Below are 14,409 nucleotides of genomic sequence, written 5' to 3'. Positions count from 1 at the left end.
ATACCTAGAGATATGAGCATTAAGAACGATTTATTTTTAAGAGCATTAAAAGGAGAAACCGTAGAGCGTCCTCCCGTTTGGATGATGCGTCAAGCTGGTCGTTATTTACCAGAATTCATGGAAATTAAGGCCAAGTATGATTTCTTTACGCGTTGCCAAACTCCAGAATTAGCAAGTGAAATCACCGTGCAACCAATTCGCCGTTACGGTATGGATGCTGCCATTCTATTTAGCGACATTTTAGTGATTCCACAGGCCATGAATATCGAGGTTCAAATGAAACCTAATTTTGGTCCTTATTTACCGAATCCTATTCGCACGCAAAAGGATGTAGATAAAGTTATTGTTCCTGATGTTACTGTAGCTTTAGATTATGTATATCAAGCGATTAAAGCCACTAAAGAAAAATTAAATGATGAAGTGCCATTAATTGGTTTTGCGGGTTCACCTTGGACTATTTTGTGCTATTGTGTACAAGGTCAAGGCAGTAAAAACTTTGATAAAGCCAAGGAATTTTGTTTTACGAATCCTATAGCTGCACATCAATTACTTCAAAAAATTACCGATACTACCATTGCTTATTTAAAAGAAAAAGTGAAAGCTGGCGTAAATGCCGTTCAGGTTTTTGATTCTTGGGGTGGCATGTTATCACCAGTAGATTATCAAGAATTTTCTTGGCAATATATGCAACAAATTATTGATGCTTTAAAAGACGAAACTCCTGTTATTGCTTTTGGAAAAGGCTGTTGGTTTGCTTTAGATACTATGGCAAAATCTGGCGCTTCTGCCTTGGGTATTGACTGGACATGTTCGCCTAAAAACGCCCGTTATTTAACCGGTGGAAATATTACTTTACAAGGTAACTTTGATCCAACACGTTTATTTTCGCCACCAGCGGAAATTAAGAAAATGGTGCATCAAATGATTACCGAATTTGGAAAAGATAAATACATTGTAAACCTAGGTCATGGTATTTTACCAAATATACCTTTGGATAATGCCAAAGCATTTATTGATGCTGTTAAAGAATACCGTGAGTAAACAATGTTATGAAATTATACACGGAATCGTTTTCATTGGAAGTTCTAAAACTACAAGACGCGCAAAGCTTAAGTCGGTTAATGATTTCCAATGGAAGACGATTTCAACAATTTTTACCTAAAACGCTTTCACAAAATCTTTCTGAAGCGGATTCCAAGAATTACATTCAACATAAAACTAAGCAACTTAAAAATAAAGATGAATTTACCTTTGCTATAAAAGATAATGATTCTGGAGATGTGGCTGGTTTAGTCATTTTAAAAAACATAAATCTTACTTTAAAACAAGGTGAATTTGCCTATTGTTTAGGGCAGAAATTTTCTGGTAAAGGTTGGATGACTCGAAGCGTTAAAGCTGCTATAGACTATGGTTTTAACGAATTGAATTTAGAAACGCTCCAGATTATTATTCATAAAGCTAATTTACCGAGCATCCAGATTGCAGAACGCAACGGTTTTATTTGGGTTAAAACATTGGAAAATGAGCATTTCAATGAAGAATCTGTTCTAGATATGGAACTTTACGAATTATATCATGAAAAATAAATTTTACCAATACATACAAGAATTACAGGATACCATTACAGCAAAATTAGAAACCGTTGATGGGAAAGCTAAATTTCAAGAAGATATTTGGGAAAGACCAGAAGGTGGCGGCGGCAGAACCCGCGTTATAGAACATGGTAACGTTTTTGAAAAAGGAGGTGTTAATATTTCTGGCGTGCACGGAAAATTGCCAGACAGTATGCAAAAATACTTCGGTGTAGAAGATGCCGATTTTTTTGCCTGTGGAATTAGTTTAGTATTACATCCTAAAAACCCAATGGTTCCTGCGGTTCATGCCAACTGGCGCTATTTTGAAATGTATGATAAAGATGGAAATATTGTGGATCAATGGTTTGGCGGCGGACAAGATTTAACACCTTATTACTTATTTGAAGCCGATGGAAAACATTTCCACACCACTTGTAAAACTGCTTGCGATAAGCATAATCCTGAATTTTATCCAAAATATAAGGAGCGCTGTGATGATTATTTCTGGAATTCCCACCGTGATGAAGGTCGTGGTTTAGGCGGTTTGTTTTTCGATTATTGCAAAGCAACCAACGACATGAACATGGAAGACTGGTATAATTTTGTAACCGAAGTGGGCGATAGCTTTTTAGAAGCCTATGTTCCTATTGTTGAAAAACGAAAAACGTTGACTTACACTGCTGATCAACGAACCTGGCAGGAAATTCGTCGTGGTCGTTATGTAGAATTTAATCTAGTACATGATAAAGGCACACTATTCGGACTTAAAACAAACGGCCGAATAGAGAGTATTTTAATGAGTTTACCGCCACATGTGCAGTGGGTTTATGACCACCATCCCGAACCAGGAAGTGAAGAAGAAAAATTAATAAAAGTATTACAAAACCCTATAGATTGGGTGTAATCCCGATTCAATTTAAGTTATGAATTGTTACTGCGGAAATTCTAAAACCTATAGCGACTGTTGTGAAGTATTTCATTTAAACCAAGGGAAAACTGAAACAGCAGCACAACTTATGCGATCTCGATATTGTGCGTTTGTTTTGGCTAACGGTGATTATTTAATGCAAACCCATCACAGCTCTACAAGGCCAATTTCAGAAAAAGAAGCTATTGTAAAATGGGCAAAATCTGTAATCTGGATAAAACTAGAAGTCTTAAAAACGACTAAAGGTTTAAAGAATGACCAAGAAGGCACGGTGTGCTTTAATGCTTATTTTAGTGAAAACGGTAAGGCTGACGTTATTTATGAAAATTCAGCTTTTATAAAAGAAAATGAAACCTGGTATTACTTAGGTTATGCCAAAAATCAATAAAACATGTATCCATTAAAAAGAAATAGAAGATTAAGAACAAACGAAGCAATTCGTTCATTAGTTCGTGAAACAATCATTTCACCAAACGATTTTTTAGTACCACTTTTTGTGGTAGAAGGAAAAGGCGTTAAAGAAGAAATTGCGTCCATGCCTAATTACTTCCGCTACAGTTTAGATTTACTAGAGAAAGAAGTAAAAGAACTTTGGAGTTTGGGTTTAAAATCTGTTTTACTCTTTGTAAAAGTTCCTGATAATTTAAAAGATAATAAAGGGACGGAAGCCATTAATCCCAATGGCCTTATGCAACGTGCCATTAAAACGGTTAGAAATGCCTGTCCAGATATGTTAGTGATGACAGATGTTGCTATGGATCCATACTCTTCTTACGGACACGATGGCATTGTTCAAAATGGTCTAATACTAAACGATGCCAGCGTTGATGTTTTAACGGAAATGAGTTTGTCTCATGCGCGTGCTGGCGCTCATTTTGTAGCACCAAGCGATATGATGGATGGCAGGATATTAAGCATTCGTGAAGCTTTTGAAGATGAAGGTTTTTATGACACGGGAATTGTAAGTTATTCCGCAAAATATGCATCCGCATTTTATGGTCCATTCCGTGATGCTCTAGATTCAGCTCCAGTTGATATGGCGAACGTTCCAAAAGATAAACAAAGTTATCAAATGGATCCCGCTAACCGTTTTGAAGCCATTCGTGAAACCGAAATGGATATCGATGAAGGTGCGGACATTGTTATGATCAAGCCAGGATTATGCTATTTAGACATAGTTCGTGAAATTAAAAACGCCGTTGATGTTCCAGTTGCAGTTTATCAAGTTTCTGGTGAATATGCTATGCTAAAAGCCGCTGCAGAACGAGGTTGGTTAAACCACGATGCTGTTATGATGGAGCAAATTACAGCCATTAAGCGCGCAGGCGCAGATGTTATTGCCTCATATTTTGCCAAAGATGTGGTGAAATTATTAAATTAATAATGCCCTTTTTAAACCTCACTGATTAGCCAAATTTGTGAGGTTTAGAACGTGCATTTAAAATCCAGAAAAAACCAGATGATTTTGTAAATTAGCAAGAAACAAAATTCACGTTAATGAGCACACTCATTCTTTGGGCTACTATTTCAATTTTCTTTTCCTTTCTATGCTCCATTCTGGAAGCTGTTTTATTAAGCGTTACGCCAACCTTCATCAATATTAAAAAACGAGAAGGTAAAGCCTATGCGCTTCAGTTGGAAAAACTTAAAAATGATGTTGATCAGCCCTTAATAGCCATTTTAACATTAAATACCATTGCCCATACTTTAGGCGCCATGATGGTTGGTATTGAAGCAGAAAAACTACCTTTTAAAATTGAATTTTTTGGAATTAATACCGTCGGAATTATTTCGGCAATTATGACCTTGCTTATCCTGATAGTTTCGGAAATTATCCCAAAAACTATTGGTGCTTCCTATTGGAAATCCCTAACGCCATTTACAGCAACAGCCTTACATATTTTAATATTTCCGTTGAAATACACAGGAATTCTATGGCTTCTACGTTTAACAACAAAATTAATAGGAGGCAAAGGTCATGGCAGCGTATTGAGTCGAGAGGATTTTAAAGCTATGACGGATTTAGCTGAAGAAGAAGGCGTTTTTCAAGAATCGGAAAGTAAAGTGATTAGAAATATGCTAACCTTTAAGAGCATATTAGCAAAAGATGTTATGACACCTAGAACGGTGATGTCCATTGAAAACGAGAATCAAACCGTTGAAGCTTTTTTTAAAAAAAATATGGACATAAAATTCTCAAGAATTCCAGTTTTCACTAAGAAAAGCGATAATATAACAGGTTTAGTTTTAAAAGACGATGTATTTAAAGATATGGCTTTGGGTAATGGCGATAAATTACTTTCGGAAATTAAACGTAATATTATAATTATTAAGCGTAATACGCCCATTCCGCGGTTATTTGATCAATTGGTGCAAAACAAAAACCATATGGCTTTAGTAGTAGATGAATATGGCTCTGTTAGCGGATTGGTTACTATGGAAGATGTTATTGAAACCCTCTTAGGTTTGGAAATTATGGATGAAAGCGATGACGTTGCCGATTTACAAATTCTAGCTAGAAATAGTTGGCAATCCCGGGCCAAACGGCTTGGTTTAATTCAAGATGAAGACGCCACGGATTAATGGAAATGGAAAGTTGCATCATCGAGACACCTTTAGGATTCACCCAAATAACGGGAGATGATTTGGGTATCGCGTCCATTCATATTTTAGATTCCGATGAAAAACTGACGGATGTCATTCCAGAATGTCTTCAAGATTGCGTTTACCAACTCAATGAATATTTTGAAGGTAGCCGAAAACAATTCGATTTAACTTTAAATCCAGAAGGAACGGTTTTTCAAAAAACAGTCTGGGATGCATTAGAAAAAATACCTTACGGAAAAACAGTTTCCTATTTAGAGCTTTCCAAAAAAATAGGCGATGTTAAAGCTATACGCGCTGTTGCTAATGCCAATGGCAAAAACCCGCTTTGGATAGTCATTCCATGCCACCGCGTTATAGGAACAGATGGCAGTTTAACAGGTTACGCAGGCGGTTTACATCGAAAAAAGTGGTTATTGGATCATGAAAATCCTTATAAACAGCAGTCTTTATTCTAAAGAAAAAATATTTCAAAAACGCCGCGTTTATAAAGGGAAACAGCTTATTTTTTATTAAAGGTTAATAGAACCCCCTCAATAAAATTTCCTATATTTATTTTTCTAAATTATAATATATGAAATTCCTAAAGTCCTTATTAAAGTGGGTTGTAATTGTATTTGCACTTCTTATTGCTGTTTTATACATAACCGATACTGATTATCTTCTAAAAGCCGTTAGAACTATCTATTTTAAAGGTTATACCACAGCATATTTAGAAGATTATAAGGAATTTGACAACCAAGTTATTGCAAATGGAAAACCGCAACCTTGGCCAAATCATGCTGAATATAATAGTGTTAAAGAAACAGAGACGCTTCAAAAAATTAATGAAGAAAATGGTAGTATAGCTTATGTGATTATTAAAAATGATAGTATTTGGTTTGAAAATTATTACGATGGTTTTAATGAAAATTCCAAGGCCAACTCCTTCTCTATGGCTAAAAGTTACGTTTCTGCTTTATTAGGCAAGGCATTGATGCAAGGTCATATTAAAAGTTTAGATCAGCCAGTTGGCGACTTTCTACCAGCATTTAAAGAAGGTTTAGCTGCCAAATTAACTATCGGTGATTTATCATCAATGGCATCAGGCACCGATTGGGAAGAAGCTTATTATTCGCCACTTTCTATTACAACGCGTGCTTATTTTGATGATGATTTAGATAAAGTCATAAACGGTTTAAAAGTCGTTAAGGAACCGGGGCAATCGTACACCTACTCGAGTGGCGACACGCAAATGTTGGCTATGGTAATTGAACGAGCTACTGGCAAAAAACTATATGATTATTTAACGGAATCCTTTTGGAAACCACTTGGTTCTGAAAATGAAACGCTTTGGCAAGTGGATAGTAAAGAGCACGATATGGTGAAAGCCTATTGCTGTATTGCTAGTAATGCGAAGGATTTTGCGCGTTTAGGAAAACTTTATAAAGATCATGGAAAATGGCAAGGCGAACAAATTTTAGATTCTGCTTTTGTAGCAAAATCTATAAAACCGCGATTTGAAGACAGCCCCGAATACGGTTATGGTTTTTGGTTAAAAAACATGGGCGATAAAGAATTTTTTATGATGCGCGGTCACTTGGGACAGTATGTAATTGTTGAACCAACGGATAATGTTATCATTGTAAGATTAGGCCATTCTAAAGGTCCTGGTGACGCTATTGCCACATTTACACCAGACATAACAACGTATATTGAAGAAGCTTATAAAATGTTAGAAACAAATTAAAACCCAACGTCATGATTGCGAAACTAAATCTTGAAAATATTCTATTCTTAGACATTGAAACGGTTCCAGAAACGAGGCATTTTTCAGATTTAGATGAAACCAAGCAACAGCTTTGGGAAGCCAAATCACAATACCAACGAAAAGACGAATACACAGCAGAACAATTCTATGATCGTGCTGGTATTTGGGCTGAATTTGGTAAAATAGTCTGTATTTCTGTTGGCTACTTTAAAATGGAAGGCGCTATCCGGAAGTTTAGAGTCACCTCTTTTTATGGTGAAGAAATTACCGTTTTAAAAGACTTTAAAAATCTTCTTAACACGCATTTTAACGAAAACAAACATCTGCTTTGTGCTCATAATGGTAAGGAATTCGATTTTCCCTATATAGCGCGACGCATGATAATTCATAATATAGAATTGCCGCAAAAACTGAATCTCTTTGGCAAAAAACCTTGGGAAGTGCCGCATTTAGATACTTTGGAATTATGGAAATTTGGCGATTATAAAACCTATACCTCATTAAAATTACTAACCAATGTACTCGGTATTCCGTCTCCTAAAGACGATATTGATGGCAGCGAAGTGTATCGGGTTTTCTATGAAGAAAATGATATGGATCGGATTGTGATTTACTGCGAAAAAGATACCATTGCTGTGGCACAAATATTTTTAAGACTTCGTGGCGATGAATTACTTCATGATAACGAGATTGTTCATATTTAAAAAAATGATAGTATAAAAAAAAGTCCGGAGTTTTCACTCCGGACTTTTTCGTTTGACTAATTAATTAAAATTACTCTTTAATAAAACGTTTCACTTTCGTTTTCTCTCCAATATTCAGCTGTATTAAGTATATACCACTATTTAATTCAGAAACATTAATAGACTCTGCAAAAGCACCTTTTAATACAGTTTGTCCAAGCATATTAATTATCTGGTAACTTTGAGCTTCTAAACCATCTAATGCCACATTAAGCGATTGTTTTGTTGGATTAGGATATATTTTAAACAAATCATCGCCAGAAGTTGTAGTTACATTTTCAAGAGATCTTGAAGCGCCACCAACACAGAAATTAGTGGTTTGAGAGCTACCAAAAGAACCGCCAGTAGCTAGCGTTGTGCTGCCGTCTTTTAATGTGTAGGATCCATTTCCGTATCTACAGCATATACCATCTCCATAAACATCGCGAACAACTAAAGAATAGCATCCAGCAGGTAAATCGATGTTAAGGTTTAAAGTAGAACGATCTGGTTGTGAACCATAAGTACCACCTGAAGCAACTGTAGTGCTACCTTGAAGAATAGCCCAAGAGGTTTCTTCTGGATAATTATCAAATGTAATCGCTAAATTAACAGTTGTACTGCCGCCAGAACTTCCTCCACTTACAATATTTACCGTATAATCTTCAACTTCACCATAACTAAATGTTTCACATGAGGTTGGAATACCATTATATTTCATAGATACGCGCATTCTTGTTGAACCCGTAAGAGCCGCTGTAGGAACCGTAAAACTTCCTGTTGCTGGCGTAGTTTTAGAAGCCGATTTAGACCAAACTAATTCGCCTGCACCTGTGAAATCACCATCTTGATTATAATCAATCCACATGGCATAACCTTCGTTATAGGCTGATCCAGACCAAGTAGGCGTTACAGCTAATGAATAATTACTTCCTTTAGATAAATCAGTTGAAGTTGATGTAAAGTTTGAATACGTTTGTGCTCCAGATGATTTATTGATAGTCCCTAATTGAACTCTAGAAATGTACTCATCACTAACGCTTTGTCCTTTAGAGGCACAATATTGTGGACCTGTTTGACATGGTGCACAAGAACCGCCACAATCAATACCCGTTTCATTGCCATTTTGAATACCATCTGAACAGGTTGGTGTCGGCGTACCGCTATCACATTTTGTTGAAGCGCCAAGACTTGCTCTAGAACCTCCAGCAAGTAAAATAGCACGCATTCTGTTTTTTTGACCTTGCGTATATAAGTTCATACAAGAATCATCACTATAATCCATATAATTTTGAACCATATCTGTTGTTCCACAAGAAACATGTCCTGTAGCACAACCGTAGTTTGGAGCATCAGAGGTTGGTGTATCAGTAACATAATCGTCAACTGAACAGCCACCATCGCCCCAAATGTGACGTAAGTTTAAAAAGTGACCAACTTCGTGAGTTGTAGTTCTTCCTAAATTAAATGGGGCTGCCAAATAAAATCCTGAACCGCCATTTTTACTTCCAAAGTAATTTGGACCAATAACAACACCATCCGTTGAAGAACTACCTCCAGGAAATTGGGCATAGCCTAAAATTCCGCCGCCAATATTACAAACCCACATGTTTAAATACTGAGATGTATTCCATGGATTTACACCACCTTGCGATGATTTTTTCATAGCATCGCTAGTTCCCCATGATGTTTTAGTAGAAGACTTTCTGGTAATCCCATTTGTTGGATTTCCATTAGGATCTACTGTAGCCATACAAAACTGAATTTGCGTATCCGCAGCTTGAGACCACGTATTGTTGGCATCGGTATTCATTCTTCTGAAATCGTCATTCAAAACTTGAATTTGCGATAAAATTTGAGCATCACTAATATTCTCATTGGAGTTGCTGTAAATAACATGCACAACAACAGGAATCGTTATGATAGAACCAACAATTTTATTGTTCTGCATACTCTGAATCTTGCTTTCCGTGTAGGCTTCAATTTGAGCCATTTTTTGTTCAAGACCTGGATCTTGACTCATTCGGTATTCCAAATTGTCCATGGAAGCACAATTTCGCTCTTGAGCGAAACCAAGTCCCGTAAACAGTAAGGAAAGTACTAGTAGTTTTAGGTTGTTTTTCATAATAGTTAATTGCTATTTATTAGGTTTTTATGTGAAATTATTGTGAATTTAACATACAATTATCACTTTAAGAACTTTTTTTATGCTTTTTTTAACTTTAAATTAGGCTATCAGCAAGTTTACGGTTTTACCACAATGGTATTGAAGAAAAGACCTACTTTTACGTATGCGAACAGACAAAATTTTAGAGGTAAACAACTTGAAAATTTCATTTTTCAATAATAAAATTGAGAATGAAATTATCCATGGGATTTCTTATGACTTGTTTCCAAATGAAATTTTAGGAATTGTTGGTGAATCTGGTTCTGGAAAATCCGTTTCATCTTTGGCTATAATGGGTTTATTACCTAAAGGCATTTCAAAAATCACGGAGGGTTCTATAAATTTTGATAATCGTGATTTAACGCAAGTATCTTCAAAAGCGTTTCAGAAAATTCGTGGAAATGATATTGCCATGATTTTTCAAGAACCTATGAGTTCTCTAAATCCCTCCATGCGTTGTGGTGAACAGGTTCGCGAAATAGTATTACAGCATACCAAATTATCAAAAGCAGCCGCTAAAACGGAAACTTTAAATCTTTTTGAAAAAGTAAAACTTCCCAATCCCGAACGCGTTTTTAAAGCCTATCCACATGAAATTTCTGGCGGACAAAAGCAGCGTGTTATGATTGCCATGGCCATTGCTTGTAAACCGAAAGTATTAATTGCAGACGAGCCTACAACGGCTTTGGATGTTACTGTTCAAAAAGAAATAATCCTATTGCTCAAAGAATTGCAGCAAGAGCAAGGCATGAGTATTCTGTTTATTTCTCATGATTTGGCGCTGATTTCTGAAATATCTAATCGCGTAGTGGTAATGTATCAAGGTCATATTGTAGAACAAGGTTTGGTGAAAGATATTTTTAATAATCCGCAGCATAGTTATACCAAAGCTTTAATTAATGCTAGACCCGACTTACATATTAGATATAAACGTTTAGCCACTATTAAAGATTATATAAATGACACGATTGATAAAACCGAAATCACCACGGAAAATCGCGTTGAAAATCATAAAAAGTTATATTCAAAAGAACCCTTATTAAGCGTTAAGAATTTAGATAAAACCTATTTTTCTAAATCAGGTTGGTTTAAAAAGGATGAACCTTTTAAAGCCGTTGACCAGGTTAGTTTTAATCTATATGAAGGTGAAACGTTGGGCTTGGTTGGTGAATCTGGTTGTGGTAAATCCACTTTAGCCAACGTTATTTTACAACTTGATAAAGCTTCTGCTGGCCAAATATTATATAAAGATGTAGATATTACAACCTTGCCAAAAAGTGCTATTCGGGAATTACGAAAAGACATTCAAATTATATTTCAAGATCCTTACGCGTCCTTAAATCCACGAATTCCAGTAGGAAAAGCCATTATGGAACCCATGAAGGTTCACGGCATCGGTACATCGGATGCTGATAGAAAGCAACGTGTTTTAAAATTATTGGAGCAAGTAGGTTTGGATGCCGCTTTCTTTTCACGTTATCCGCATGAATTTTCTGGAGGTCAACGCCAACGAATTGGAATTGCCAGAACTATTGCTTTAGAGCCTAAATTAATTATTTGTGATGAATCTGTTTCAGCTTTAGATATTTCCGTGCAAGCGCAGGTGCTGAATTTATTGAATGATTTAAAGGAAAACTTTGGGTTTACCTATATATTTATTTCACACGATTTAGCGGTTGTAAAATATATGTCAGATAATTTAATTGTAATGAATAAAGGGCAAATTGAAGAAATGAATGATGCCGATTTAATTTATGCGAATCCACAAACAGCATACACCAAAAAACTTATTCATGCTATTCCTAAAGGATTATAGCATGAATAATTTTTTAGTCAAATACATCATACTTCTAACGAATTGACTGGTGTTTTGAATTAAATTGTTTTCATAACGTGTAGGTTGTTCAGGTAGATTTGCTTCCATATTCATAATGTAGGTTACGTTTTTGATAGATTTGGGTTTCTTTTAAAAAGTTAAATTATGATAGATTTGGGGCTTACAATAATTCAATTTTTTAAAAGCATTTACTAAATTCATTGGTTAAGTTTGGGATTGCTAATATGACATAAATATTTGAAAGTTTCAGTTGAAATACATATATTTTCGATAAAATACATACATTTTTAACATTTAAGGACTTATTAACTCTTTTTTCCTACATAAAAATAACTTGAAATAAAAAAAGCCACTGTAAGAAGTGGCTTTTTTATTCTAATTTTAATTCTGAATATTCAATGATAATATATTTTATTATTTCTATATAAAATACAATTAATACTGTATTGTCTTAAATGCTCATTTAGTTTGGCTTTTCTATTTCAAGTTAAAGTTAAACTGAATTCGGCTAAAGCCTCATTTTATTTGGCCTGCTTATTTTAAATTAAGGGCAAATGGAATTCGCTTAAATGCTCATTTCAGGGATATCACCTTCAATAATTAAAGTTCCTTCGGTTGCTTTTTGAATTTCTTCAACAGAAACACCTGGAGCACGTTCTAATAATTTAAAACCTTTATCAGTTACTTCTATAACGGCAAGGTTGGTCACAATCTTTTTAACGCAACCAACCCCTGTTAATGGCAATGAGCAACGCTTCAATAATTTTGATTCGCCAGCCTTATTGGTATGCATCATAGCCACAATAATATTTTCGGCACTAGCCACTAAATCCATAGCACCACCCATACCTTTTACCATTTTACCTGGAATTTTCCAATTGGCAATATCACCGTTTTCCGCAACTTCCATAGACCCTAGAATGGTTAAATCCACATGTTTTCCACGTATCATAGAGAAACTCATTGCCGAATCAAAGAAACTTGCTCCTGGCAAAGTGGTAATAGTTTGCTTTCCAGCATTTATAATATCGGCATCTTCATCGCCGTCAAAAGGAAATGGGCCCATTCCGAGTACGCCATTTTCACTTTGAAATTCTACTTCTATATCGTCACGCACATAATTGGCAACTAAAGTCGGGATACCGATTCCTAAATTCACGTAGTAACCATCTTGAACCTCTTGTGCAATACGTTTTGCTATTCCGTTTTTATCTAACATGCTTTTTTAATTTGAAAATTAGTTGATTTGATGATTTGAAAATTACTCGCGAGTTCTCACAGTTCTTTGCTCAATGCGTTTTTCGTAGTTTTTACCTTCAAAAATACGTTGAACAAAAATTCCTGGAATATGAATTTGGTTGGGATCCAATTCGCCAACAGGCACTAATTCTTCCACCTCAACAACGGTTATTTTCGCTGCTCCACACATATTAGGGTTGAAATTTCGAGCTGTTCCTTTAAAAACTAAGTTTCCAGCAGCATCACCTTTCCAGGCTTTTATAAAAGCAAAATCGGCTTTAAAAGCATGTTCTAACACATACATTTTACCATCAAAATCACGTGTTTCTTTGCCTTCGGCAACTTCCGTTCCGTAACCAGCAGGTGTGTAAATTGCAGGGAAACCAGCTTGAGCTGCGCGGCAACGTTCGGCCAATGTACCTTGCGGAATTAGCTCTACATCCAACTCACCGCTTAACATTTGGCGCTCAAATTCATCATTCTCACCCACGTAAGAAGAAATCATTTTTTTTATTTGGCGTTTGTGTAGTAGCAATCCCAATCCAAAATCGTCCACACCAGCATTATTAGAAATACAGGTTAACCCTTTTACTTCTAATTCTACCAGTTTGGCAATACAATTTTCAGGAATACCGCTTAATCCAAAACCGCCCAACATGCAGGTCATATTATCGGTTACACCTTGTAAGGCTTCATTAATATCTGCAACTTGTTTATTAATCATAATCTATTTTTTTGCTTCCGAAAAATACGAAATAAAAAAGCCATTCGGAAGGGAATGGCTTTTGGAATTTTTTGAAACTAAAATATTTAATCATTATTTACAAATGCCGCATTCTGCAGTACAAGGTCCAGTAATTTTAACGCAAAGCCCTTCTCGGTTTGCACAATTTTGTATAACTGCTTGTAATGCCAATTGACACCAGTTACTATCACTCTCATTAGAATCACTAATTAAAGTGAATGCACCAACAACTAATATGACAATACAGGGCGGGCAAGCTTTCGAATTTAATTGATTATTAATATTTCCGTTTTCTAATAAAAGCGTATTATCTAAACTATTAAAAAAGTCTTGTTTACTTATTTTTTGAGAAAGCTCGATATTGTTCTTTTTGTAAAAAATATTATCCCTATACTCATCAAAAGAAACGACGTTTTCATTAAAAGCCATGTTTCGTAAATCCATTTTATGATTTGTTCCTAAAGAAGCTTTCAAACTGCTATTTTGGGAATCTGCTAATAACGAGATTTGATCTTCATATTTAAATTCAATTTTAGAAGTACCGAATTCTGTTTTTAAATAAATATCTAAATTATCTTTATCAAAATTAAAACTAAATTCATTATTATTTATAGTTGCAAATATTTCATTTGAAGTAACCCTATTGACACTATTTAGATTCTGACTATTACTTTCATTTGAAACAGATTCTTTCTTGCCAGAACAGCCAGAAATCCATGATAGAAGAATTATTAAAACGAATGAATATAGATAATTTTTCAAGTTTTATAAAATTTTTAAGTTAAATGCTTTTATTTTATAGAATAGGCTAATTAATAATCGATTTTGGCCCATATTAAAGCC

14 protein-coding genes are annotated in these 14,409 nt (G+C 35.2%); 10 read left to right on the top strand and 4 right to left on the bottom strand.

The window, feature by feature from the left end; translation table 11 throughout:
• Positions 1-12: 12 nt before the first annotated feature.
• The 9 genes from hemE (at position 13) to ES674_RS03320 (ending at position 7,560) form a co-directional block, all read left to right on the top strand.
• On the top strand, positions 13-1,041 hold the full coding sequence (gene hemE / locus ES674_RS03360; protein WP_148402564.1) for a uroporphyrinogen decarboxylase: 1,029 nt from the start codon (positions 13-15) through the stop codon (positions 1,039-1,041).
• 8 nt (positions 1,042-1,049) lie between these two features.
• Positions 1,050-1,586 (top strand): GNAT family N-acetyltransferase, encoded by a 537-nt coding sequence (locus tag ES674_RS03355; protein ID WP_148402563.1) that lies wholly within the window; start codon positions 1,050-1,052, stop codon positions 1,584-1,586.
• Complete coding sequence (gene hemF, locus ES674_RS03350; RefSeq protein WP_148402562.1) at positions 1,576-2,478, top strand: oxygen-dependent coproporphyrinogen oxidase; 903 nt, start codon at positions 1,576-1,578, stop codon at positions 2,476-2,478. Before ES674_RS03355 ends, hemF begins: the two co-directional genes overlap by 11 nt.
• Positions 2,479-2,497: 19 nt before the next feature.
• Positions 2,498-2,890, top strand: coding sequence for a YchJ family protein (locus tag ES674_RS03345; RefSeq protein WP_148402561.1), 393 nt, complete (start codon positions 2,498-2,500; stop codon positions 2,888-2,890).
• A gap of 3 nt (positions 2,891-2,893) precedes the next feature.
• On the top strand, positions 2,894-3,883 hold the full coding sequence (gene hemB / locus ES674_RS03340) for a porphobilinogen synthase (protein ID WP_148402560.1): 990 nt from the start codon (positions 2,894-2,896) through the stop codon (positions 3,881-3,883).
• A gap of 116 nt (positions 3,884-3,999) precedes the next feature.
• Complete coding sequence (locus tag ES674_RS03335; protein WP_148402559.1) at positions 4,000-5,085, top strand: CNNM domain-containing protein; 1,086 nt, start codon at positions 4,000-4,002, stop codon at positions 5,083-5,085.
• Positions 5,086-5,090: 5 nt separating this feature from the next.
• Positions 5,091-5,564 carry a methylated-DNA--[protein]-cysteine S-methyltransferase gene (locus ES674_RS03330; RefSeq protein ID WP_148403627.1) on the top strand — a complete coding sequence of 158 codons (474 nt, stop codon included), beginning with the start codon at positions 5,091-5,093 and terminating at the stop codon, positions 5,562-5,564.
• Positions 5,565-5,680: 116 nt separating this feature from the next.
• The gene (locus ES674_RS03325; protein ID WP_148402558.1) at positions 5,681-6,835 is read left to right on the top strand and encodes a serine hydrolase domain-containing protein; all 1,155 of its coding nucleotides are present in this window, start codon (positions 5,681-5,683) and stop codon (positions 6,833-6,835) included.
• An 11-nt stretch (positions 6,836-6,846) separates the two neighbouring features.
• A complete protein-coding gene (locus ES674_RS03320; RefSeq protein ID WP_148402557.1) occupies positions 6,847-7,560 on the top strand; it encodes a 3'-5' exonuclease in 714 nt (237 codons plus the stop codon).
• Between the two features lie 70 nt (positions 7,561-7,630).
• On the opposite strand, the gene ES674_RS15540 is transcribed toward ES674_RS03320, so the two are convergent.
• Positions 7,631-9,703: a GEVED domain-containing protein gene (locus tag ES674_RS15540; RefSeq protein ID WP_246125964.1), complete on the bottom strand. Its 2,073-nt coding sequence runs from the start codon at positions 9,701-9,703 to the stop codon at positions 7,631-7,633.
• Between the two features lie 166 nt (positions 9,704-9,869).
• Here ES674_RS15540 and ES674_RS03310 point away from each other — a divergent pair, with 166 nt between their 5' ends.
• Positions 9,870-11,561, top strand: coding sequence for an ABC transporter ATP-binding protein (locus tag ES674_RS03310; RefSeq protein ID WP_148402556.1), 1,692 nt, complete (start codon positions 9,870-9,872; stop codon positions 11,559-11,561).
• 586 nt (positions 11,562-12,147) lie between these two features.
• Here ES674_RS03310 and ES674_RS03305 read toward each other — a convergent pair.
• The 3 genes from ES674_RS03305 to ES674_RS03295 form a co-directional block, all read right to left on the bottom strand.
• Entirely contained in the window at positions 12,148-12,801 is a 654-nt protein-coding gene (locus ES674_RS03305; RefSeq protein WP_148402555.1) for a CoA transferase subunit B, read from the bottom strand.
• A 42-nt stretch (positions 12,802-12,843) separates the two neighbouring features.
• Complete coding sequence (locus tag ES674_RS03300) at positions 12,844-13,545, bottom strand: CoA transferase subunit A (RefSeq protein WP_148402554.1); 702 nt, start codon at positions 13,543-13,545, stop codon at positions 12,844-12,846.
• 93 nt (positions 13,546-13,638) lie between these two features.
• Positions 13,639-14,328 (bottom strand): hypothetical protein, encoded by a 690-nt coding sequence (locus ES674_RS03295; RefSeq protein WP_148402553.1) that lies wholly within the window; start codon positions 14,326-14,328, stop codon positions 13,639-13,641.
• Positions 14,329-14,409 lie beyond the last annotated feature (81 nt).

Origin of the sequence: Bizionia myxarmorum (assembly GCF_008086205.1) — a bacterium.
Lineage (GTDB): Bacteria > Bacteroidota > Bacteroidia > Flavobacteriales > Flavobacteriaceae > Algorimicrobium > Algorimicrobium myxarmorum.
Note: the sequence above shows the minus strand (reverse complement) of the source record. Positions and strands in the feature narration are given on the sequence as shown.